Origin of the sequence: Promicromonospora sp. NPDC023805, from assembly GCF_040639635.1 — a bacterium.
In the GTDB taxonomy this organism is placed as follows: Bacteria; Actinomycetota; Actinomycetes; order Actinomycetales; family Cellulomonadaceae; genus Promicromonospora.
This window is the reverse complement of the sequence record NZ_JBFAAH010000001.1, coordinates 177222-201411: the sequence shown is the minus strand read 5'-3', so window position 1 is coordinate 201411 and position 24190 is coordinate 177222. Positions and strand designations below refer to the sequence as shown.

Sequence of the window (24190 nt, the reverse complement as noted above, 5' to 3'; positions counted from 1 at the left end):
AGGGCTGTCGGCGGGGTGAGGCCGAAGTCAGGGCGCACACCGTCGCGCCGTGCGCTCGCGGCAGTGGTGTCGCTCGCGATCGCCGTGCCGCTCGGCGCCGGTGCGCTCGCCGCCCCCGCCCAGGCGGAGGGCTCCACGTCCGCCACGGCCGCCCGCAGTGCCGTAGCCGACCGCGCCGGGGCACCCGCCGCGCCGTCGGCCCTCGACCTGGCCGGACCGACACCCGAGGAGCGTGCGGAGCAGAAGGCGGCAGCCACCGCGCGTGCGACCGGCAAGCGGGTCGAGGCCCTCGAGCTGCGGACCGAGACACAGTCGGTCTACGCGGAGCCCGACGGCCAGATGGTCGCGGAGCTCAACTCGTCCCCGATCCGCGCCAAGGCCGAGAACGGGACCTGGCAGGACATCGACACGGATCTGAGCGCCGGGAAGGACGGCCTGCTGCGTCCAGGCGCGACACCGGTCGACCTCGCGTTCTCGCCGGGCGGGCCGGACGCCGAGCTCGCCCGCATGGAGGAGGGCGGAGCAGAGCTGGGCCTCACCTCCTCCGAGAGCCTCCCTGCCCCGTCGCTCGACGGCGCCACCGCCACCTACGAGGACGTCCGGCCCGGTGTGGACCTGCACGTGGTCGCGTACTCCTACGGCTTCTCGACGAGGCTCGAGGTGCGGGACCGCGCGGCCGCGGAAGGGCTGATCGCCGACCCGCTCCGCCTCGGCATCTCAGGCGGCGCCGGCGACACCGTCGAGCAGCGCGACGGCGGGTTCGAGGTCGAGGCCGCGAAGGGCGACGGCTCGATCTCGGTCCCGCCGCCGTCGGCAGCCGACGCCGAGGGGCAGCCCGTCGCCCTGGACGCCGGCCCGGAGTCGAGCAGGGCGCCGGACTCGGCGGACCTGGCGCTCGCGGACGACGCCGTCGACGGCGACACGCAGTTCCCGATCACGATCATGCGGGACCACTCGGCGGACAAGTTCGGCTGGGCGACCGTGCTCTCGGGTCTGCCCGACTTCAACGGCTGGAACACGAGCGGCGAGCCGCCGCTGGCGCAGGTCGGCAGGTGCTGGTCGGGGTGGGGCGCGTGCGGCATCAGGAACATCGGTGTCGCGTGGACGTACTGGCGGTTCGACACCAGCTTCCTGTCCGGCAAGGAGGTCGTGGACGCGGACCTGAACGCCGTCGTGGAGTACAGCCCGGACTGCAACGCGACCGAGCGGTATCACGTCGTGCACAAGGCGACGTCCGACCCCGGACCGGGCACGAGCTGGAACAACAAGCCCGGCTGGGAAGGCCCCGCCATCATGATGCTGGCACCCAAGGTCAACACCAAGTGGGGGTGCGGCGGGGCCAAGACGGCAGCGGTCGACGTCACGTCCAAGGTCAACCGCGGCGGGCACACGTCGTTCCTGGTGTCGCCGGCGAACGACCAGGACCTCGAGAACTCGCCGTGGTGGCGCAAGTACAACAACAACGCCAAGCTGATCACCCGCTTCAACACGGTGCCGTTGGTGCCGGACGGGGTGACGACGGACCCGCCGCTGCGGGCGCCCTGCACCTGGTGCGCAGGCGTGCCGTACATCAGCGACTCGAGCGTGAGCATCAAGGCGACCCTGCACGATCCCGACGGTGACGGGCTGCACGGCGTCTGGCGGTACACGAGCAACGGGCAGACCACCGACTACGTCAGCCCGAACGCCGCCGGGTCCGGGACCGTGCACTCCCGGCCGATCACGACCGCCGAGAACGCCGTCAACACCGTGACGTGGCAGGTGAGCGCCCGCGACTGGAACAACGACGGGCCGGTCGCGACGGGTCCGCGATTCGTGGTCGACCGCAAGGCGCCCACCGCACCGGTGGTCGACGGCTACCTGTACACCGACGAGAACCGCTGGCACGGCGGGCTGGGTGTCGAGGGCAGGTTCGACCTCACGGCGTGCACCCCCGCGCTCCGGACGGCGGGGCGGTGCACGACGCCGGACGGCGACGACGACGTCGACCACTACCTGTGGGGCTGGGGCAGCTCGCCGACGAACAAGATCAACGCCGACGCGCTCGGCGGGAACGCCACGATCTGGACGACACCACCCGGCGACGGCGCGCAGTCCTTCTCCGTGCAGGCCGTCGACCGCGCGGGGAACAAGAGCTCGATGGTGGTCCAGCACCTGCGCGTGCGTCCCGGCAACGGGGCTTACGCGGACTGGTCGCTGGACGGCACCGGGAAGGACCGCGCGTACCTGGGCGACCGCGACATGGTGCTCCACGACGGCGCGTCCTACGACGACGGCGCGGTCAACCAGGGTGTGGCGCTCGACGGGAACAGGGCGCACGCGAGCGCGCCCAACGCCGTCCGCACGGACTCCAGCTTCTCGGTGTCCGCGTGGGTGCGGCTCGACAACGCGACCGGTGCCCGGGCGGCGGTGAGCCAGGACGGCACCAACTTCTCGGGCTTCGTGCTGTGGCAGCGGCCCGACGAGGACGGCGACGGCGTGGAGGAGGGCGGCCGCTGGGTGTTCGGCATGGCGTGCTCGGACGCGGAGTACAAGGGCACGTCCATGGCAGCATCGACCGAGCCGTCCGAGGCCGGCGTGCCGACGCACCTCACCGGCACCTACGACGCACGGACCCGGAAGCTGACCCTCTACGTCGACGGCGAGAAGGCCGGCGAGATGACCCGCGGGTCGGCGTGCCAGGACTGGGACGCGAACGGTGACGTCCAGATCGGCCGGACGATGTGGAACGGCGCAGCGGCCGTTGACCACTGGAAGGGCATGGTCGACGAGGTCAGGCTCTACGAGCGCACGCTGACCGCCGCCGAGGCGAAGGCGGCGGTGGCGGGCGCGAACGTGCAGGCAGCCCAGTGGAAGTTCGAGGACAAGCCCGGCAGCAGCACCACGCTGAACAGCGTGCCGGGCGGCCAGGCGGGTGTGCTGCACCAGGACGCTCACCTCTGTGGTGACTGCGACGCCGACGGCGTCGAGGACCCGAGCGTGAGCGAGGGCGCCGTCGGCCGAGCGGTGCATGTGGGTGGCGCCGACGGCGAGGTGGTCTCGTCCGACGGACCGGTCGTGACGACCAACCGCAGCTACTCGGTGGGCGGCCACGTCAGGCTGGACGCGGCGGCGGTCGCGAACCTGGCGGTCGGCGGCCGCCTGGTCGCGCTGTCGCAGGACGGCGTCGACCGCAGCGGGTTCACCGTGTCGTACGTGAAGACCAGTGCGACGGCGGGGCAGTGGGAGTACGCCACCTACGGTGCGGACGCGCGGGGTGCCGCGGCCGATGCGGTGGCACGCTCCGCCGCGGCCGACCCCACGGCGTGGACGCACCTGTTCGCCGTCCACGACGGCGCGAACCGGGCGGTCAGGCTGTACGTGAACGGAAGCCCGGGGAGCCCGGTGACCCGGCCGCACACGGCGTTCACGGCGACCGGCCCGTTCGTGATCGGCAGAGGGCTGGACGGGACGCCGTCGTCGCGCTGGAACGGCGCCGTCGACGAGGTCCGGGCGTACACGAGGGCCCTGAGCCCGGACGAGGTCCAGGCGATAGTGGTGCGCGACGACGTCGCCGCCGGGCGCTGGCTGCTGGACGGGGACGCGACCAGCGCGACCGGGCAGGCGCTGAACGGGACGGTGCACTGCGACGGTGCGACGTCGGAGGCCGCCTGCCAGTGGGGTCCCGGGCAGACCGATCTACCCTCGGACGGGGACGACAAGGCCCTGACGGGCGACGGGGACGACTGGATCTCGGCACCGCACACGCTGGACACGACCAGGAGCTTCGCGGTGACGGCCTGGGCCCGGATCGACGACCTGAACGGCACCTCGACGATCGTGTCCCAGGACGGCCGGAGCATGAGCGCGTTCCAGCTCGACAAGCTGGCCAACGGGCGATGGGGCTTCCAGAGGGCGCGGGTCGACGGTGCCGCCGTCGACCCGCCCTACCTGGTCGAGGGGCCGATCGCGCAGGAGGACGTCTGGACGCACCTGGCCGGAGTCCACGACGCGACGGCAAAGACGATCACCCTCTACGTCAACGGTGAGGCCGCAGGCACCACCGCTGCACCGGTCGTGTGGGACCACCCCACCGGGGAGCTGCAGATCGGTGCGGCCCTGAAGCTCGGCGCCCGGAACAACCGGGTGCTCGGTTCGGTCGACGACGTCACCGCGTACGGCAGGGCCCTCTTCCCGGACGAGGTCCGTGAGCTGGCCGGCCGCGACCTGACGCTGCGGCACAACTGGCGCCTCGACGAGGGCCAGGGCGCCAGCGCGGCGGACGCCGTGGGCGGCAGCGCGGCGGCGGCTCCCGCCGCGGCGCAGGTCGGCTGGACCGACGGCGTGGTCGGGAACGCGCTCGAGCTGGACGGCGTCGACGACCATCTCTCCGCCAAGGACCTCGACGTCCGCACGGATGGGTCGTTCACGGTCTCCGCCGTCGTGCAGCTGGACCGCGACAAGGCCTGCACCTGGGACGACTGGGAGGAGGGCGGGGCCGAACCCGGTGCCGGCGAGTGCGTCCACACGGCGCTGAGCCTGGACGGCGCGTCGGACGGTGACAGCCGGTTCCGGCTCGGCTACCAGGCCGGGGCGGACGCCGCGCACGAGAACGGCGACTGGGTCTTCGAGATGTCCAACGAGGACCGGACGAAGGTCGCCTCGGTCGGGCTGTTCCGGTGCGACCCGTTCAACCCCGACCCCGACGCCCCGTGCGACTTCGACCGGCCGGTGCACCTGACGGGGATCTTCCACGCCCCGACGGGCCGGATCTGGCTCTTCGTCGACGCGGTGCGCGTGAGCGAGGGCGACGGCGTCCAGGCCTGGCCATCTCCCGGGGACCTGCAGATCGGCCGCGGCCGAGACGACTCCGGCGCTCCGGCGGAGTACTTCCCCGGCGTGATCGACGACGTGCGGGCCTACACCGGCGCGTTCAACGACACGCGGGTCAAGGAGCTGCACGCGTTCTACGCCTCGGGCGGGCTCCTGGACCCGGTTCCGCCGAAACCGCCCACGCCCGCCCATCACTGGAAGCTCGACGAGGCGGACGGCACTGCCGCGCCGGTCGACGCCGTCGGGTCGGTGGCCACGACCATGCACGGCGCCGTCGCCACCGACGTCGTCGGCGGCAGGCACGGCCGGGGGCGGAGCTTCGACGGCGTCGACAGCTACGCGGTGGCGGCGGAGCCCGTTCCCGACGCCGGCGAGGCGTTCGCGGCGTCGGCCTGGGTCTGGCCGTCGACCGCGAGCAGCAGCGGAGCCTGGGAGGCGGTCGTCAGCGGCGGGCACAACTACGTGCTCACGCGGGCCGGCAACCGCTGGGCCGTGGCCATGGCGGCGCGCGGGCCGGACGGCGGCGCGAACGTCGTCAAGGAGGTCTACTCCGACGAGACCGTCCGGGTCGGGCACTGGACGCACCTCGCGCTGGTCTACGTCCCGAACCTCGACCAGATGCGCCTGTACGTGAACGGCCGCATGTCCGAGCTCCTGCCCGGCGTCGAGTCGGTCGGGAAGTCCGGCAGCTTCCGGATCGGCGCCCACCAGCGTGGCGCCGCCAGCGAGTTCACCATCCCCTTCAAGGGCCACATCGACGACGTCCGGATCTTCGACGAAGGTGTGTCCGACGCCGAGGTGGCCGCCGTGTACAACGACGTCTGGGACCCGCCGCACGGCACCTGGACGTTCGACGACGACACGGTCGCCGAAACCTCGTGGCGCAAGAACACGACGACCGCCCACGGCACCGTCGGGTTCGTGGCCGGCCGGTTCGGCCGGGCGCTCTCCCTGGACGCCGACAACCCCGGGTACGCGCAGGCTTCGTGGGCCGGAGCACCGAGCTACGGCAGCATCACGGTCGCCGCGCGGGTGCGGGTCGCCGACAGCGCGGGCGTGCAGACGATCGCCTCGCAGGACGGCGCCAGGATGAGCGAGTTCTCGCTGCAGTACGACGGCAACATCGGACGCTGGTCGTTCGGCGGCTGGACCCCGGACACCGACACCGGCACCTTCGCCAGGGCCTACTCGGGGCCGCCGGCAGCGATCGGCAAGTGGACGCACCTGGTCGGGGTGTACGACCACCCGGCCAGGCAGCTGCGGCTGTACATGGACGGCGCACTGGTCGGCCTGCAGGACGGCGTGACCCTCTCCGAGGCGCAGCGCCGCATGGCGATCGGGCGCGGTCAGGTGCGCGCGGCGAACGCCGAGTTCTTCACGGGAGCCATCGACCAGGTCGACACCTGGATGGGCGCCCTGTCCGCGCAGGAGATCGCGGACCTCGCGGCACGGCCCGGACCCACCGCACAGGCCGGACCCACCGCACAGAGCGACCGCGCGGCGCAGACCGAAGGAGACCAGTCATGACCTGGAACGCCAACCCTGACCGCCGCACCTTCCGTCGTCGGTGGATCGCGACGGTCCCCGTGACCGCGCTGATCGCCTCGCTCCTGGTGGTGGCCCAGGTGCCGCAGGAGGCCGCGGCGGCCACACCGGGCGGCCTGCCCGGCATGCCGTCGGTCCCGGTCGTGCCGGCCGACGGGATGGACGCGCCGCCGTCCGGCGACTCGTCCGCTGACGCGCTCGGCTCGGGCCAGCAGCCCGGGAGCGAGGTGTCCGACGGCGGCGGGCGGCCGACGGCGACTACCCTGTCGCCGTCCGCCACCTGGGACGTGTCGAAGCAGACGGGCGACTTCACGTGGTCCTACCCGCTGCGCGTCCCGCCGACGCCCGGCCTCCAGCCGAACCTGGCGCTGGGCTACGCGTCGTCGGCGGTGGACGGGCGCACGAGCGCGACGAACAACCAGCCGTCGTGGGTGGGGGACGGCTGGGGACTGGGGGAGAGCTTCGTCGAGCGGACGTACGGCGGGTGCATGGAGGACAAGGAGGGCAGTCGCGCGCCCAAGAAGGGCTTCGACAACGTCGGGGACCTGTGCTGGCGCGGCGACAACGCCACCTCCGTGTTCGACGGCGGGGGCGGCATCATGATCCGCTCCGGCGGCGACAGCTGGAAGCTCAAGAACGACACCTACACCAGGGTGCAGCAGATCGGGACGCCGGACGGCGGCCAGACGGACGGCGAGGGCTGGAAGGTCACCACCACCGACGGCACCCAGTACTTCTTCGGGTCCCGCCCGGAGTCCAGCTCGGTGTGGAAGGTCCGGGTCTACGGCGACGACGCCGGCGAGCCGTGCTACAGCGCTGCGTCGTTCAAGGAGTCGCGGTGCGACCAGGCGTGGCGGTGGAACCTGGACAAGGTGGTGGACCGCAACGGCAACACGATGCTCTACGACTACACCAAGGAGACCAACCGGTACGGCGACTTCAACGACGCCGACAAGTCGATCACCTACGACCGTGGCGGATGGCTGAACCAGATCCGGTACGGGCTGCACACGACGGCGTCGAGCACGGCCGCCGCGGCGGTGGAGTTCGGCACGGCGATCAGGTGCATCCCCGGCCTTCCGGCCGCCGAGTGCAGCACCAGCAAGCACCAGAACTGGCCCGACACCCCGCTGGCCCGGATGTGCGAGGCCGCGACCTGCGCGGAGAACTCCTCGCCCACGTTCTGGACCGGGCAGCGCCTGGACACGGTGACCACCAAGGTCCGCAAGGGCGGCGAGCTCGTCGCCGTGGACCGGTGGAAGCTCGAGCAGTCCTATCCCAGCCCGGGTGACGGGAGCTCGGGTGCAGCGCTCTGGCTCAAGTCGATCGAGCACTCGGGCCTGATCGGCGGGGGCGCAGGCACCACGCTGCCGAAGGTCACGTTCGAGGGCGCGCAGATGGCCAACCGGGTGGTCACGGACAACCAGACGCCGATCAACCGGTACCGGATCACGAACGTCGTCTCGGAGGCCGGCGGCGTCATCAGCGTCACCTATGCCCCCGCCAACTGCCTCGACGCCAACGGCCGCGTCCCGGCCGGCGCGCACACGAACGAACGCCGGTGCTTCCCGGCCACCTGGGCCGACGAGACGCACGCGGAGCAGACCGCCTGGTTCAACAAGTACGTGGTCTCCGGGCTCGTGGTCGGCGACCTGATCAGCTCCAGCATCGAGCAGCAGCTCCAGTACCGGTACGACGGCGCCGCGTGGCGCTACGACACCAGCGAGTTCACTCCGCCGGACAAGCGGAACTGGAACGAGTTCCGCGGCTTCTCCCGCGTCACGACGATCGCGGGCGACCCGGAGGACGAGTCCGGTCCGCAGACGCGGACGGATACCCACTACTACCGGGGCATGGACCAGGACCGGCTGAACCCGGAGGGTGGCCGGCGTCCGGTGGTCATCAAGGACTCCGAGAACGGTGAGCACACGGACCACGACTGGCTGCACGGCTTCGAGCGCGAGTCGATCACGCGCAACGGCATCGCGGACGACTCCCCGGTGGTGATCAAGACGCTCAAGGACCCGGTCTGGCGTGGCCCCACCGCCGCGCGGGGTGATCTCAAGGCCTACTTCACCGGGGTCGGCACGGAACGGACGTTCACGCCGAAGGACTCCGGCGGACGGGTCGAGACCCGCAAGGTCACCACGTACGACGCGTACGGGCAGCCGGCCACCGTCGACGACCGGGGAGACGTCTCGGTCACGAGCGACGACCTGTGCACCACCACCACGTACGCCGCCAACGAGGGCGCCTGGCTCGTGTCCTTACCCGTCCGGGTCCGGACGGTCGCGGTCGGCTGCACCGAGACGCCGTCGTACCCCGAGCACGCGGTCTCGGACGTGCGCACCCGGTACGACGGGCAGGGTGAGGGAGCCGCGCCGTCGGCGGGGAACCCCACCCTGGTGGAGAGGGTGAAGGGCTACGAGGCGGGCGAGCCGGTCTGGGAGACCCGGTCGACGACGGCGTACGACGCGCACGGTCGGGCGACCCGGTCGACGGACGCCCTGGACCGGGCCACCACCACCGCCTACACACCCGTGGCTGGTGGACCGACGACCGCCACCGTGGTGACCGACCCCAAGGGCTTCACCACGAGGACCGACCTGGAGGTCAGCAACGGGCAGGCGGTCAAGGTGACCGACCCGAACGGCCTGGTCACCGAGAACGTCTACGACCCGCTCGGGCGGCTGACCAAGGTGTGGGGGACCGACCGCCTCCGGACGAGGTACCCCAACGCGCCGTCGGCCACCTTCGAGTACTCGATCAGCCGGGACGCGCCGAACGTGGTGACCGCACGCCACCTCGGCCCCAACTCCAACGACGCGCAGGCCAGGTACGTCGAGGCGCGCACCGTCTACGACGGCAGCTACCGCGTGCGCCAGCAGCAGGCCCCGGCAGCGGGTGGCGGGCGTCTGCTGACGGACCACCGGTACGACACGCAGGGCCGCGAGTACATCGTCACCAACCCCTTCTTCAACGCGGAGCCCGTCGACTCGCGCCTGTGGCGTGCCGCGGACTCGGAGTCGCTGGGACAGAACGTCACGAAGTACGACGCGGCCAACCGGCCGGTCGAGGCGGCGTTCCAGACCAACACGGTCACCGACTGGAAGACCGTGACCCGCTACGGCGGCGACCGGACGTACGTGACGCCGCCAGAGGGCGGGACGCCCACCATGACCGTCACCGACGTGCGGGGCAAGGTCAAGGAGCTGCACCAGTTCCGCGGCGACACGCCCACCGGTGACGCCGAGGTCACCCGGTACGAGTACAACCCCGCCGGGAAGCTGGAGAAGGTGATCGACCCGGCCGGGAGCGAGTGGGACTACGCGTACGACCTGTCGGGGCAGAGGGTCCGCACCGACGACCCGTCCGCCGGCGAGACCGAGTCGGTGTTCGACCCGGCCGGCCAGCTCGTGCGGACCACCGACTCCCGCGGCCAGGTGCTCACCCACGAGTACGACGCGCTGGGCCGCAAGACCGTCGTGCGCGACGGCGGCGACGACGGGACCGTCCTGGCGAGGTGGACCTACGACGCCACGCGGCTGGTGCGGCCCGACGGAACGGTGACCCTCGCCAAGGGTCGGCCGACGGCGGCGATCCAGCTGGACGCCGACGGCAACACCGTCACCGAGAGGGCGAGCTCCTACACCGCCACGTACCAGACCAAGCAGAGCCTGCTGACCATCCCGCGGTCCGAGGGGGTCCTCGGTGACGGCAGCGGCGGTCCGCGGACCTACGCCACCGAGTACACCTACAACGCGGACGGCAGCCTCAAGAGCGAGATCCTGCCCGCGATCGGCGACCTGGCGCAGGAACAGATCTTCCACACCTACGACGACGCCGGTCGCCCCGCGACGACCTATGGCGGAGCCGACGGCGCCGGGGGGACCACCTACTACGCGTCGTGCTCCACGTACACGCGGCTGGGCGAGATGCAGCGCGTCCAGCTGGGTGGTGTGCCCGACCAGGAGGACCAGGAGAACGACTGCGCCACGGAGTTCGACGAGACCGAGCACCGTGCCTGGGTCACCACCTACTACGAGGACTACACCCGTCGGGTGGAGCGCACGGTGGTCGACGGCGAGGTGCCGCGTCCCGAGCAGGCTGACCTGGCCTACGACTACGACGACGCGGGCAACATGCTCTCGATCACCGACACCCCGGGGGAGCTGGCGAGCGACCGGCAGTGCTTCGAGTACGACCACCTGCGCCGGCTGACCGAGGCCTGGACCCCCGGCGCCTCCTGCGCCGCCGAACGCAGCGTCGACGAACTGTCGGGGCCGGCGTCGTACTGGCAGTCGTTCACCTACGACGAGGCAGGCAACCGGCTCACGAAGGTGGACCACGCCCTCAAGGGCAACGTCACCGAGAAGTACGAGTATCCGGAGCCGGGCGCCGAGCAGGCGAACGTGGTCGGGTCGGCGAAGACCATGGCAGCGGACGGGACACAGATCTCGGCCGACGAGTACGCCTACGACGACGCCGGCAACACGATCCAGCGCGGCGACCAGCGGCTCGAGTGGGACCAGCTCGGCAGGGTCGGGTCCGTCACCGAGGGTGGCAAGGTCACCTCGTTCGTCTACGGGGCCGACGGCGACCGGCTGATCCGGCACGATCCCGACGCCTCCACGCTGTACCTGCCCGGGCAGGAGCTGCGGGCGGACGAGGCGACGGGCGAGCTCACTGCGACGCGTTACTACACGCACGCAGGCCAGCCCGTGGCCGTGCGCACCGACAGCACGCTGACCTGGACCGCGAGCGACCATCACGGGACGGCGCAGGTCGCGATCGACTCGGTGACCATGGCGACGTCGGTGCGCCGGATGGATCCGTTCGGGGCGGCGCGCGGAGAGCAGCCGACGACGTGGCCGGGCGAGAAGGGCTTCGTCGGCGGCACGATCGACGCGGCCCTCGGGCTCACCCACCTGGGTGCCCGGGAGTACGACGCCGCGCTGGGTCGGTTCATCTCGGTCGACCCGCTCATCGACCACAGCGACATGCAGCAGATGAACGGGTACGCGTACTCGAACAACAACCCGACGTCGGCCTCCGATGCGGACGGCCTGTTCTTCGGGTGGATCTTCAAGCTGATCGAGACGATCGTGCGGACGATCAACAAGGTCTTCAAGCAGCCGAGCGGACCGCCTCCCACGGAGAAGCGTTACAAGAGGAACGTGTACATCGGCGGGAACGACTTCCCCTACAAGGCTGACGTCGTCGAGAGAGAGTTCCCCACGACCACCGCCTACGAGTACGAGGAGATCGGCGGGCTGATGTGCGGTGGTCCCAAGCAGGAGACGATCGGCGAGTCCTGCACCTATCACTTCGGACAGGCGGGCAGCCGTACCGTCGAGAAGTCCATGAGCATTGGGGGATCGGTGGGGAAACTCGACGTGAGCGCAGCAGTGAAAGAGGCGAACACGGTCTCGTGGAGCACCGATACGACCCACTCGTACGCGCCCAAGGACAACCAGCCGCACTCCGTGAAGTTCTATGTGAGGTGGCGGGTCGAGTCGACCCGGAGGCAGTTCTCGGAGAGCTGGAGCAACCAGAACGGGGAGCAGAGTCGCAACTACGAGACGACGATCATCACGAGGACACCCAGCAAGACGATCTGCCGGATGATCGACGGGGACCGAACCCAGTGCGACAGCGTGTTCTGACGGGCCGGTGTGGCGGGCGGAGCGTCGCCCGCCACCTCCGGACGTGCACAATTCAGGTGAGTTCGGGCTCGCCGCCGGGTCATACTTCCTGAATGTCTCCTGAACGGAGGCGAGGGAGGACGAGCCGGATGAACTTCGGGGTGCTGGGGGAGCTGGTAGTGGTCGCCGACAGCGGCGCGATCACTATCGGCTCCGCCAAGTCGCGGACGGTGCTGGCGCTGCTCGTCCTCAGGCGCGGGCTCGTCGTGCCGATGGCCGAGATCGCCGAAGCCCTCTGGGGTCGGACCGCGCCGTCGAACGCCCGCAAGTCGACGCACGTGGCGGTCAACAGGCTGCGGAAGGCGCTGGGGCCGCTGAGCGAGCTCGTCCGCACCCGCCCGGACGGCTACCTGCTCGACGTGCCCGTCGACCACACCGACGTCGGCCGCTTCACGAGCTGGCTGGGCGTGGCGTCGAACGCCCGGGAGAAGGGGGCGGACGACGAGCTGGCCGCGCTCGGGCACGCCCTCGACCAGTGGCGCGGCGACGCGCTCGGCGACGTGCCGAGCGACCTCCTGGACGCCGAACGCTCCCGCCTGACCGAACAGCGTCTGACGGCGATCGAGCGACAGCACGAGCTGCTGATGACCGCGGGCCGGCCGGCGGACGTCGCCATGCTCCAGGACCTGTGCGACCGCAATCCCCTGCGGGAGGGCATCTGGTACCTCCTGGTCCGCGGCCTGATCGAGTCCGGCCGCCGGTCGGAAGCCCTGAACGCCTTCGACCGGTTGCGCAGACACCTCGCCACCGAGCTCGGGGTGGAACCCGGCGCGCGCCTGCGCGAGCTCCACGTGCGGGCCCTCGCCGGAGAGGACCCGGCGAGCCGCCCGCCCGGCGCGGTGCACCTCGGCGTCATCACGCCGCAGGCCCCACGCGTCGTGCCCCGTCAGGTTCCGCACGTCGCGGGTCTTGTGGGGCGCGGCTCGGAGCAGGCACGACTCGATGCCCTGGCGCCCGGGGGTGGGGAGGCGGGCACCCCCGACACTGCCGTCGTCGTCATCTCGGGCCAGCCCGGCATCGGCAAGACGGCGCTCGCCGGCTGGTGGGCGCGCCGCGCGGCGGACCGGTTCGCCGACGGCCAGATCTGGCTCGACCTGCGGGGCAGCCGCCCGGGAGCGGTGATGGCCGCCGACGATGCGCTGCAGCACCTCCTGGTCTCGCTCGGCGAACAGGCATCGGAGACGCCGGACACCCTCGAGGAGCGCGTCGCCCGCTACCAGACCCTGACCGACGGGCGTCGGCTGCTCATCGTGCTGGACGACGCCGCGAACGCCGAACAGGTGCGCGCGCTGCTGCCAGGCTCCCCGGGCTCGTCGGTCCTGGTGACCAGCCGCTATCGCCTGGACGGCCTGGTGGCCCGCGAGGCGGCGACAGGGATCGAGCTCGATGTGCTGCCCGCGAGCGATGCGCGCGAGCTCCTGGTACGCCGCCTGGGCAGCGACCGTCCGGCCGACGCCGCGACGCTGGACGAGATCGCCGGCCGGTGCGGGCGGCTGCCGTTGGCCCTGGCGATCGTCGCGGCCCGCGCGGCGCGGCAGCGCGACGCAGACCTCGGCTCGGTGGTGGCGCAGCTCCGGTCGGCCCACCCCAGGCTGGATCAGTTCACCCTGGGAGACGACGCGGCAGACCTGCGGTCGGTGTACGCCCGGTCGTACGAGTCCCTGTCGGCACCCGCGGCCCGGCTCTTCCGCCTGCTCGGTGCGCACCCGACTCCGGACCTGTCGATCGAGGCTGTCGCGAGCCTCGCGGGGCTGCCCGTCGAGCAGGCGCGCGGGCGGGTGTCGGAGCTGGAGTCGGCGTACCTCGTGACGGCCTCCGACGGCGGCCGGATCGGGCTGCACGACCTGCTGCACAGCTACGCCGGGGAGCTCGGTGCGCGGCTGGACAACCGGCAGGCGGTCCGGCGTCTCCTCGACCACTACGCCCGCGCGGTGCGCAAGGCAGTGGAACGGCCGGGCGCACGCCGTGCCGCTGATGCCGGAGCGGTCGACGGCCCGGGCGGCGTCCGCGGCGTCAGCGTTCCGCGCATCTGCTCCCCGGCCGATGCCCAGCGGTGGTTCGCCGCGGAGCACGCGAACCTGGTGGCCGTCGTGCGGCTGGCGGGAGACCTGGGACACGACGTCGACTGCGTCCGGATCGGGTTTCTCGCCACGGAGCTCCAGGAGTGGAACGGGCGGTGGGGCGAGGCGACCAGTACCCAGACCGCGGTCCTGGCTGCCGCGCACCGGGGCGGTAGGCGGGACATGGCCGCACGCGCCGAGTTTCATCTGGGCAAGGCGGCGCACCGCCGAGGTGAGCACGAGCGGGCGCACGGCCACTTCCTGCGTGCGGACGAGCTGAACCGCGAGCTCGAGCACGTCACGGGCGGCGCAGAGGTGCACCTCGGGCTCGGTGCCGTGGCCGAGTCCGGCGAGCGGTGGGACGAGGCCCTCGGACATGACCGCCGGGCGCTCGGTCACGCACGAGCCACGGGAGACCACATGGGCGAGGCGCGTGCGATGAACGCCATCGGCTGGGACCTCGCGCATCTCGGGGACCTGGACACGGCGGTGACCTGGTGTCAGAAGGCGCTCGCGCTGGCCGAGGAGATCGACGACCAGCGTGCCGCGGCGGCGAGCTGGGACAGTCTCGGGTTCTGCCGGCAGCAGGCGGCGGACCTCAGGGGCGCACTGCGCGCCTATGAGCGTGCGACGCGGATACGGAGCCGGCTCGGCGACCGCAGCGGAGTCGCCGAGGGGTACCGCGCGACGGGCGACCTCCACGCGCGGCTCGGCGACGAGATCGGTGCCCGGCGCGCCTGGCGAGCCGGCCTGGAGATCCTCGACGGATCGGCTCCGTTCGCGGCGGACGTCGAGCGAGAGCGGCTGTCGCGCGGCTACGGCGTCACCGGCCTGTGAGCCCAGGCGACCCGGATGTTCGGAGGTAGCCTTGACGCCCAGCAGGACTCCAACCATCCCGGCACTGAGGACAACATGTTCCGCATCGGACTCACCGGAGGGATCGCGGCCGGAAAGTCGGTCGCGACAGCACGCCTGGCCGAGCTCGGCGCCGTCGTCATCGACCACGACCTGCTGGCGCGGGAGGCGGTCGCGCCAGGATCGGTGGGCCTCGCCGCGATCGTCGAAGCGTTCGGCGACGTCGTGCTGACGCCGGACGGCGGCCTCGACCGGCCGGGGCTCGGCGCCCTCGTCTTCGCCGACGCGGCCGCCCGCAGCCGCCTGAACGACATAGTGCATCCGGAGGTGCGGCGGCTCTCGGCAGAACGGGAGGCCATGTCGGCCGCCGGGGACCCGACCGCCGTCATCGTGCACGACATCCCGCTGCTGGTGGAGACCGGGCAGGCCGAGCACTTCCACCTGCTGGTCGTGGTGCACACGCCCGCCGAGCAGCGGGTGCGCCGGCTCGTCGAGGGCCGCGGGCTGAGCTATGACGCCGCGCGCTCCCGGCTCGCGTCGCAGGCCGCCGACGACGAGCGGCTCGCCCTCGCGGACTTCACCCTGGACGGTTCGGGGAGCGAGGACAATCTACGCGCACAGGTGGATACCCTGTGGCAGCGCGTGGCCGAAGAGGTCGCGCAGGAGGCGGAGGCAGACTCCGCGTGATCCGGCCGGCGTGATCCGCACGGCCCGGTGAGGAGCGTGCGCGATGAAGGTACTGGTCACAGGGTTCGAGCCGTTCGGCGGTGACGCCGTCAACTCGTCAGGCGAAGCGGTAGCGGCCCTCGCCGCGCGCTGGACAGGGCCGGACGAGCTGGTCACGGCCGTCCTGCCGGTCGAGTTCGACCAGGTCCGCTCCGCCGACGGCCTGCTGCTGCGGCTGCTCGACGAGCACGCGCCCGACGTCGTCCTCGCCGTGGGCCTGGCCGCCGGTGTCACCCAGGTACGGGTCGAGCAGGTGGCGATCAACCTCATGGACGCCCGGATCCCCGACAACGGCGGCACCCAGCCCGTCGACGCCCCCGTGGCCGACGGCGGCCCCGACGCCCGGTTCACGACCCTCCCGGCGAAGGCCGCGGTCGCCGCCGTGCGCGCGGCGGGCATCCCCGCCGGCGTCACGTACAGCGCCGGGACGTACGTCTGCAACGCCGCGTTCTACGCGCTGCAGCACGCGCTGGCCGAGCGGCCGGGCGTGCTGTCCGGCTTCGTCCACGTGCCGCGCACCACCGAGGAGGTAGGGGGAGAGGCCGTGGCGTCCGCGCTGTCGGACGGCGGCGAGCCGCACCTGCCGCTCGAGTCGCTCGTCAGCGCCCTGGAGATCGTGGTGCGCACTGCGCTCGCCACGGCCCGCGGCGAGGCGGTGGAGACCGCCGGAGTCGCCGGCACGCTGCACTGAGAGAGACCGTGGGGGCCCTCGCCGGCAGGCGCACCGCTTCGGCGGTGAGGGCGCTCGCGGCGGGACTGTCAGTGGTCGGTCGTACCGTAGTCACATGCGACCCGTGACCGATCTGCAGCGCACGGTGGCCCCGTTCGAGGTCATCTCCGATTATCAGCCGGCAGGCGACCAGCCGACGGCGATCGCCGACCTGACCGAGCGCGTCCAGGCCGGCGAGAAGGACGTGGTGCTGCTCGGCGCCACGGGTACCGGCAAGTCGGCGACGACGGCCTGGCTCGTCGAGAAGCTGCAGCGGCCCACCCTGGTGATGGCGCCCAACAAGACGCTCGCCGCGCAGCTCGCCACCGAGTTCCGGGAGCTGTTGCCCAACAACGCCGTCGAGTACTTCGTGTCGTACTACGACTACTACCAGCCCGAGGCGTACATCGCGCAGTCGGACACCTACATCGAGAAGGACTCGTCGGTCAACGACGAGGTCGAGCGCCTCCGGCACTCGGCCACCTCGTCGCTGCTGACCCGGCGGGACGTGATAGTGGTCGCGTCCGTCTCGTGCATCTACGGCCTGGGCACGCCGCAGGAGTACGTGGACCGCATGGTCCGGCTCGACGTGGGCGACGTCGTGGACCGCGACAAGCTGCTGCGCCAGTTCGTGACCATGCAGTACACGCGCAACGACATGGCGTTCACGCGCGGCACGTTCCGGGTGCGCGGCGACACCGTGGAGATCATCCCGGTGTACGAGGAGCTCGCGATCCGGATCGAGATGTTCGGCGACGAGATCGAGTCGATCCAGACGCTGCACCCGCTCACGGGCGACGTGGTGCGCAACGAGACCTCGATCTACGTGTTCCCGGCCACGCACTACGTGGCGGGCCCGGAGCGTATGGAACGGGCCATCGGCGGCATCGAGAAGGAGCTAGAGGGCCGACTGGCCGAGCTCGAGAAGCAGGGCAAGCTGCTGGAGGCGCAGCGCCTGCGCATGCGCACCACGTACGACATCGAGATGATGCGCTCGATCGGCACCTGCGCCGGGATCGAGAACTACTCGATGCACATCGACGGCCGCGACCCGGGCACCGCGCCCAACACGCTGCTCGACTACTTCCCCGAGGACTTCCTCCTCGTCATCGACGAGTCCCACCAGACGGTGCCCCAGATCGGTGCCATGTACGAGGGCGACGCCTCTCGCAAGCGTGCGCTGGTCGACCACGGCTTCCGGCTGCCGAGCGCCATGGACAACCGCCCGCTGAAGTGGGAGGAGTTCACCGAGCGCATCGGCCAGACGGTCTACCTGTCCGCCACGCCTGGCGACTACGAGCGCTCGCTGTCGGACGGGGTGGTCGAGCAGGTCATCCGCCCCACCGGCCTGGTGGACCCCGAGATCGTCGTGAAGCCCACCACGGGCCAGATCGACGACCTGCTGGGCGAGATCCGCGACCGGGTGGACCGCAACGAGCGCGTGCTGGTCACGACGCTGACCAAGAAGATGGCCGAGGACCTCACGGACTACTTCCTGGAGCGCAACGTGCGGGTGCGCTACCTGCACTCCGACGTGGACACCCTGCGCCGCGTCGAGCTGCTGCGCGAGCTGCGGATCGGCGAGTACGACGTGCTGGTGGGCATCAACCTCCTGCGGGAGGGCCTGGACCTGCCGGAGGTGTCGCTCGTGGCGATCCTCGACGCCGACAAGGAGGGCTTCCTGCGGTCCGGGCGCTCCCTCATCCAGACCATCGGCCGTGCGGCCCGAAACGTCTCCGGTCAGGTCCACATGTACGCGGACAAGATCACGCCCGCGATGCGCATGGCGATCGACGAGACCTCGCGGCGCCGCGAGAAGCAGGTGGCCTACAACACCGAGCGCGGCCTGGACCCCCAGCCGCTGCGCAAGAAGATCGCGGACGTGACCGACATGCTCGCCCGCGAGGACCTGGACACCCAGGAGCTGCTGGCCGGCGGGTTCCGGAACAACCGCAAGGGGAAGAGCGAGGGCCGGGGGGCGCGGGTGCCCGGCAGCCCGAAGGAGGGCTCGACGACCGGCAACCGGCTCTCCGGCGCTGCCGCGAGCGAGCTGGCAGAGCTCATCCAGGAGCTCACCGACCAGATGCACGCGGCGGCCGCGGAGCTGCAGTTCGAGGTGGCGGCGCGGTTGCGCGACGAGATCTCGGGGCTCAAGAAGGAGCTGCGGCAGATGCAGGCGGCGACGGCGTAGAGCCGGTTGCGCGAGCGGAAGCCGAGCCCTTGCCCACCCGGGCGAGGGCTCGGCTTCCGTATGCGCCGAACGAACGCGCCGAACGAGTGCGGTGACGGTGCGGCGAACACGCTCCGAGTTCACCCTTGACCTGGTCACAGGCCCGGAGGACCCTGATCCCGCAGGGGTGCAGCGCACGTCCGGAAGCAGGACAGGCCAGGAGGCCGTGATGCGGGCACTGACACAGGACAGCTATGGCTTGGACGCCCTCGCGGTGCGAGAGATCCCTGAGCCGCTCCCCGCGAAGGGGCAGGTGCTGGTCCGGGTGAGCGCGGCGGGGGTCAACCCGTACGACTGGCACTTCGCGGCGGGGCAGCCGATGATCGCTCGCCCGATGATGGGCGGGCTCGGCGGTCCCCGTCCGCAGGTCCGGGGCGCCGACCTGTCGGGAGCTATCGTGGCCGTGGGCCCCGGTGTCACCGCGTTCGCGCCGGGCGACGAGGTGTTCGGGTTCGGCGCCGCGGGGACGTTCGCCGAGCGCGCGGTGGCGAACGCCACCCGGATAGCGCACCGGCCGGTCGACCTCACTCACGTCGAGGCCGCCGCGCTGCCGATGGCGGCCCTCACGGCGCTCCAGTTCCTGCGCGCCGCGGGGCTCACGGCCGGGCAGCGCGTGATGATCACCGGTGCGGGCGGCGGCATCGGCCACTTCGCCGTGCAGATCGCCGCCGCGTGGGGCGCGCACGTGACGGGCGTGTGCAGCACGCGCAACGTGGCGATGGTGCGCGAGCTCGGCGCCTCCGACGTCATCGACTACACGCGCGAGGACGTCACGGCAGGCGAGCGGCGCTTCGACGTCGTCTTCACGAATGCCGGCCGGTACCCGCTGCGCGCGCTCGGCCGCGTCGTCGTGCCGGGCGGGCTGATCCTCACCAACGACGGGAGCAAGGCGGGTCTGTTCGGCTCGATGCCCGACCTGCTGGCGGCGCCCTTGGTGTCGCGGTTCCGCCCGTACCGGGCGATGAGCGTCTCGGCGTCCGAGAACGGTGAGGACCTCGCGGTGCTCGCCCGCATGGTGGACGGCGGCGCGCTGCTGCCGATCGTGAGCGCGACGTACCCGCTAGACCGCGCGGTCGAGGCGATCCGGCAGGTGGCCGGTGCCGGCCACGCGCGCGGGAAGCTCGTGGTCACGCTCTCGTAGCGAGCGGCGTCGTACGTCACGTTCGGGAACAAACGTGGTGTCCCGTATGCTTCCCTCCGTTGGAGGGGAGTACCTCATAACGGCTTGGTCGTCAGCACAGCTGCCGATGACGTCAGCTCGGCCTGGCCGGCTCGTGGTGCGTCAGCGTCTGATTTCGGTCAGGCTGGTGCACGGGCGAGCGAGGAAGACCTCCGGTGCCCTGCTGTACACACCGGAGGCTCGAGGCTGTCGCGCGTTCCTCCCTGTTCCGGAAGGAAACAATGGTCCACGAACTACCCGTGACGTTCGAGGTGGTCTCGCTCGGGGCGATGCTCGTCCTGCTGATCGCCGACCTCCTCATCGTCGGCCGTCGTCCGCACGTGCCGTCCATGAAGGAGAGCGCCATCTGGGTGAGCTTCTACGTGGGGCTCGCCGTGATCTTCGGTGGGATCGTCTGGGGCGTCGGTGGCATCACCCCGGCCGCGGAGTTCTACGCCGGCTGGCTCATGGAGTATTCCCTGAGCGTCGACAACCTCTTCGTGTTCGTCATCATCATGGCCCGGTTCGCGGTGCCGCGTGAGCAGCAGCAGCGTGTGCTGATGGTCGGCATCATCATGGCGCTGATCTTCCGTGCCGTGTTCATCCTCGCGGGTGCGGCGCTGATCGAGCAGTTCACGTGGCTCTTCTACATCTTCGGCGCGTTCCTCATCTACACGGCGATCCAGCAGGCGATCCCCGAGAAGCCCGAGGAGCATGACGACTACAAGGAGAACGCCCTCATCCGGCAGATGCGGAAGGTTCTCCCGCTGCACCACCAGTACGACGGCGCGAAGCTGCGGACCGTCGTCGACGGCCGCAGGCTCTTCACGCCGCTGATCATCGTGTTCCTGGCCATCGGCTCAACGGACGTCCTGTTCGCGGTCGACTCGATCCCCGCCATCTTCGGCATCACCAGGGACCCGTTCATCGTGTTCGCCACCAACCTGTTCGCGCTGATGGGTCTGCGGCAGCTCTACTTCCTGCTGGGTGGCCTGCTCGACAGGCTGGTGTACCTGCCCTACGCGCTCTCGGCGATCCTCGGCTTCATCGGGATCAAGCTGATCCTCGAGGCGCTGCACACCAACTCGATCTCCTGGATCAACGGTGGCCACGGCTTCCACTGGGCGCCCGAGATCCCGATCTGGCTGTCGCTCACGGTGATCGTCGTGTCACTGGTGGTCGGCACCGTCGCGAGCCTCCTCAAGTCCGCGCACGACGAGCGGGTAGAGGCGGCGAAGGAGCCCGAGCCGTCGGAGGAGTCCTCGAAGTAGGTCTCTGAACCGACTCGCAACCGACTCGCAACCGACTCGCAACCGACTCGCAACCGACTCGCAACCGACTCGCACTGTGCCGGTAGCCGTACAGCAGGCCGACGGCCGCGTCCACCACGGTGGCGCGGCCGTCGGCCTGCTCGGCTGTCGGCTCAGACGGTCGTGTAGTCCACCTGGATCGAGAAGATGTCGCGGTCACCGGACCGGAGCGTCCCGGTGAACGCGCTCTCGTGCGCCTCGGGCTCGGCGGGGGCCGACGGCTCGACGTCCACCGTGCAGGTCTGGCCCGCCACGGCGAGATGATCGGCCTGCAGCCGGAAGAGGCCCGCCTGCCACCGGGCGCCGGGTCCGGCCGCTGCCTCCAGCACGTGGTCGAACAGCGCGAACGTCGCGTAGCCCGCCACGGAGACGGGCAGCGCGGGGAACCCGTCGAAGTGCCCACGGCACATCGCGGCCTCCACGGACAGCTTGGCCGTGGCGCTGCGGGCGTCGGCCGCGATGTCGACGAGCGGTGCGGGGGCGCTGTACGGGCTGGCCGGCTCCGTCGCGTCCGGTGCCGTGGCGGGGCCCATCAGACGCCGGAACACGGGCGCCGACATGACGAGGTACTCGAGATCGAGCCGCGCCACGAGACTTCCGTCGTCGTCGCGCAGCTCGGTCTCGGCGACCGCACGGTTGCGGCCGGTCATGCGGGCGGTCGCGGTCCCGTGGAGCGCAGTCAGCGTCCCGGCGGGCGGATACATCCGGCCCACCCCGCGGTGCGCGAGGTAGTAGTGCCGGCCGGTGCCCGGGTTGACGGTGGAGGCGGCGGACAGACCGAGGATGGCGAGGTGCCGCCCTGCCTCTGCGATGTTGATCAGGGTCGCCTGGCGTCCGGTGGACGTCTGGACCGGGACCGTGGCGACGGCCAGCCCGGAGGCGGGACTGACCAGGTCACCGAGCGCATAGTACGGCGGCGTCACGCAGATATGCGGACATATATCCGCATAAGCCACCGTGGTGCTGTCGACAGAGGTCATGCGGTGCCTCCCGGACATAGCCAGCTGTGCTCCAACTGGCATCATGTGCACCAGAGGCTGCTCAAGACCATTGCCCGGTCAGGACTTCTCGGTCAAAGTTTTCAAATGGCGGAGTATTGGCGCCCTACTCCGCGAGGCCGCCGATCACCACGTCCCACTGGCGCACGCTGCGCTCGGCGATGACCCCCCGCACCTGGAACGGGTCGGTGTCCAGGATCCGCAGCGCGTCCTCGGCGGACTCCGCCTCGACGACGACCAGCGCGCCGATCCCGCCGTCGACCGGACCCGAGGCGCGGACGACGCCCTCCGCGTTGAGCCCGCGCAGGAAGTCGCGGTGGCTGGGGCGGACCTCGTCACGGGTCGCCACGTCGTCGGAGTAGGTGTAGCTCACGGCGTAGATGCTCATGGCGCCAGCCTGCCATCCCGAGGGCAGGGCCGGTTAATTCTTGATGAAGTCGCACCTTGCGCGACGAAGCCCCTCGTCACGGGGTCGCCGCACCGCCACACTCGGACGATGGACGCACGTGAGAACCACTTCGACCTCGTCGTGATCGGCTCCGGCCCCGGCGGGCAGAAGGCCGCCATCGGTGCCGCCAAGCTCGGCAAGCGGGCGGCAATGGTCGAGCAGCGCGACCACGTCGGCGGCGTCAGCCTGCACACGGGCACCATCCCGTCCAAGACCCTGCGCGAGGCGGTCCTGTACCTGACCGGGCTGCACATGCGGGACGTGTACGGCTCCAGCTACCGGCTCAAGGAACGCATCACCGTCCAGGACCTGCTCGCGCGGCTCCAGCACGTCATCGGCCGGGAGGTCGAGGTGGTGCGCAACCAGCTCGCGCGCAACCAGGTCGAGACGGTGGTGGGCAGCGCCCGGTTCACGGGCCCGCACGACCTCGAGGTGACGGACGGCGAGGGCGACGTCGTCCGGCGGCTGACCGCGGACAAGGTGGTCGTGGCCGTCGGCACCAGGCCCGCGCGGCCCGCGAACATCGCGTTCGACGGCGTCCGCGTGGTCGACTCCGACGGCATCCTCGACATGACGGAGGTGCCGCGGACCATGGTCGTGGTCGGCGCGGGCGTGATCGGCATCGAGTACGCATCGGTGTTCGCCGCGCTCGACACCCGCGTCACCGTCGTCGAGGCGCGGGACAAGATCCTCGACTTCTGCGACTCCGAGGTCGTCGAGGCGCTCAAGTTCCAGCTGCGCGACCTGTCGGTGACCTTCCGGCTGGGGGAGACCGTCGAGTCCGTGACGGCCGGCAGCGGCGGCACGGTCACCGCCCTGGCCTCCGGCAAGCGGATCCCCGCCGACTGCGTGCTCTACTCCGCCGGACGGCAGGGCTCCACCGACGGCCTCGACCTCGCCGCGGCCGGGCTCGAGGCGGACCGGCGCGGTCGCCTCCAGGTCGACAAGCAGTTCCGCACCGGCGTCGAGCACATCTACGCGGTCGGCGACGTGATCGGGTTCCCGGCGCTCGCGGCCACCTCCCAGGAGCAGGGGCGGCTCGCGGCGTACCACGCGTTCGGCGAGCCGATCTCGTCGCTGCTGGAGCTGCAGCCGATCGGGATCTACACGATCCCGGAGATCTCCTACTGCGGGGACACCGAGGACCAGCTCACCACCGCGGGCGTGCCGTACGAGGTGGGGGTCGCGCGCTACCGCGAGCTGGCGCGCGGGCAGATCGTCGGCGACTCCTACGGGATGCTCAAGCTGCTGGTCTCGACCGAGGACCGCAAGATCCTCGGCGTGCACGTGTTCGGGACCGGGGCCACCGAGATCATCCATATCGGACAGGCGATCATGACCACCGGCGGCACCGTGGACCATCTGGTCGACACGGTGTTCAACTACCCGACGCTCTCGGAGGCCTACAAGGTCGCCGCCCTCGATGCGACGAACAAGATGCGGGACGTCGAGCGGTTCGGGTTCTGACAGCAGCGGCACGGGCGACATCGGCACGGGCGAATCAGCCACGGGCGAACGGTCACGGGGCGAAAACGGCTTGGTGACGCCGTTCACGAGCGCCCGGGCGACCGTTACGCCGTGTTCGTCCGTGCACGGTTCTGATCACTGGATGTACCAGTCTTCCCGTTCCCCT

Annotated in this window: 11 protein-coding genes; 9 read left to right on the top strand and 2 right to left on the bottom strand. The window is 71.1% G+C overall.

The genetic code is table 11. The annotated features are described in order from the left end of the window. The first annotated feature begins 15 nt into the window (after nt 1-15). The 8 genes from AB0F70_RS00905 to AB0F70_RS00870 all read left to right on the top strand — a co-directional run bounded on the left by AB0F70_RS00905 (nt 16) and on the right by AB0F70_RS00870 (nt 21072). The gene (locus tag AB0F70_RS00905; protein ID WP_357442520.1) at nt 16-6339 is read left to right on the top strand and encodes a LamG domain-containing protein; all 6324 of its coding nucleotides are present in this window, start codon (nt 16-18) and stop codon (nt 6337-6339) included. Next, the gene (locus AB0F70_RS00900) at nt 6336-12023 is read left to right on the top strand and encodes an RHS repeat-associated core domain-containing protein (RefSeq protein WP_357442518.1); all 5688 of its coding nucleotides are present in this window, start codon (nt 6336-6338) and stop codon (nt 12021-12023) included. Before AB0F70_RS00905 ends, AB0F70_RS00900 begins: the two co-directional genes overlap by 4 nt. A 128-nt stretch (nt 12024-12151) precedes the next feature. Then, complete coding sequence (locus AB0F70_RS00895; RefSeq protein WP_357442516.1) at nt 12152-14959, top strand: BTAD domain-containing putative transcriptional regulator; 2808 nt, start codon at nt 12152-12154, stop codon at nt 14957-14959. Nucleotides 14960-15034: 75 nt separating this feature from the next. Next, complete coding sequence (gene coaE / locus AB0F70_RS00890) at nt 15035-15664, top strand: dephospho-CoA kinase (protein WP_357443555.1); 630 nt, start codon at nt 15035-15037, stop codon at nt 15662-15664. Between the two features lie 43 nt (nt 15665-15707). Beyond that, a complete protein-coding gene (locus tag AB0F70_RS00885) occupies nt 15708-16394 on the top strand; it encodes a pyroglutamyl-peptidase I (protein ID WP_357442514.1) in 687 nt (228 codons plus the stop codon). A 94-nt stretch (nt 16395-16488) separates the two neighbouring features. Continuing rightward, the gene (gene uvrB, locus AB0F70_RS00880) at nt 16489-18603 is read left to right on the top strand and encodes an excinuclease ABC subunit UvrB (protein ID WP_357442512.1); all 2115 of its coding nucleotides are present in this window, start codon (nt 16489-16491) and stop codon (nt 18601-18603) included. A 208-nt stretch (nt 18604-18811) separates the two neighbouring features. Next, complete coding sequence (locus tag AB0F70_RS00875) at nt 18812-19783, top strand: NAD(P)-dependent alcohol dehydrogenase (RefSeq protein ID WP_357442510.1); 972 nt, start codon at nt 18812-18814, stop codon at nt 19781-19783. 260 nt (nt 19784-20043) lie between these two features. Further along, nucleotides 20044-21072 carry a TerC family protein gene (locus AB0F70_RS00870; protein ID WP_357442508.1) on the top strand — a complete coding sequence of 343 codons (1029 nt, stop codon included), beginning with the start codon at nt 20044-20046 and terminating at the stop codon, nt 21070-21072. 152 nt (nt 21073-21224) lie between these two features. On the opposite strand, the gene AB0F70_RS00865 is transcribed toward AB0F70_RS00870, so the two are convergent. Together AB0F70_RS00865 and AB0F70_RS00860 are read right to left on the bottom strand one after the other, a co-directional pair. Beyond that, nucleotides 21225-22091 (bottom strand): hypothetical protein, encoded by an 867-nt coding sequence (locus AB0F70_RS00865; protein WP_357442506.1) that lies wholly within the window; start codon nt 22089-22091, stop codon nt 21225-21227. A gap of 124 nt (nt 22092-22215) precedes the next feature. Continuing rightward, nucleotides 22216-22497 carry a YciI family protein gene (locus AB0F70_RS00860; RefSeq protein ID WP_357442504.1) on the bottom strand — a complete coding sequence of 94 codons (282 nt, stop codon included), beginning with the start codon at nt 22495-22497 and terminating at the stop codon, nt 22216-22218. Between the two features lie 108 nt (nt 22498-22605). Between AB0F70_RS00860 and sthA the strand changes: the two genes are divergently transcribed. Beyond that, nucleotides 22606-24024, top strand: coding sequence for a Si-specific NAD(P)(+) transhydrogenase (sthA, locus tag AB0F70_RS00855; RefSeq protein ID WP_357442502.1), 1419 nt, complete (start codon nt 22606-22608; stop codon nt 24022-24024). Nucleotides 24025-24190: the final 166 nt, after the last annotated feature.

Excerpts from the sequence above, each read along its gene's own strand:
- AB0F70_RS00900 (WP_357442518.1), top strand. The coding sequence starts at position 6,336 with ATGACCTGGAACGCCAACCCTGACCGCCGCACCTTCCGTCGTCGGTGG.
- AB0F70_RS00895 (WP_357442516.1), top strand. The coding sequence starts at position 12,152 with ATGAACTTCGGGGTGCTGGGGGAGCTGGTAGTGGTCGCCGACAGCGGC.
- coaE (WP_357443555.1), top strand. The coding sequence starts at position 15,035 with ATGTTCCGCATCGGACTCACCGGAGGGATCGCGGCCGGAAAGTCGGTC.
- AB0F70_RS00885 (WP_357442514.1), top strand. The coding sequence starts at position 15,708 with ATGAAGGTACTGGTCACAGGGTTCGAGCCGTTCGGCGGTGACGCCGTC.
- uvrB (WP_357442512.1), top strand. The coding sequence starts at position 16,489 with ATGCGACCCGTGACCGATCTGCAGCGCACGGTGGCCCCGTTCGAGGTC.
- AB0F70_RS00875 (WP_357442510.1), top strand. The coding sequence starts at position 18,812 with ATGCGGGCACTGACACAGGACAGCTATGGCTTGGACGCCCTCGCGGTG.
- AB0F70_RS00870 (WP_357442508.1), top strand. The coding sequence starts at position 20,044 with ATGGTCCACGAACTACCCGTGACGTTCGAGGTGGTCTCGCTCGGGGCG.
- AB0F70_RS00865 (WP_357442506.1), bottom strand. The coding sequence starts at position 22,091 with ATGACCTCTGTCGACAGCACCACGGTGGCTTATGCGGATATATGTCCG.
- AB0F70_RS00860 (WP_357442504.1), bottom strand. The coding sequence starts at position 22,497 with ATGAGCATCTACGCCGTGAGCTACACCTACTCCGACGACGTGGCGACC.
- sthA (WP_357442502.1), top strand. The coding sequence starts at position 22,606 with ATGGACGCACGTGAGAACCACTTCGACCTCGTCGTGATCGGCTCCGGC.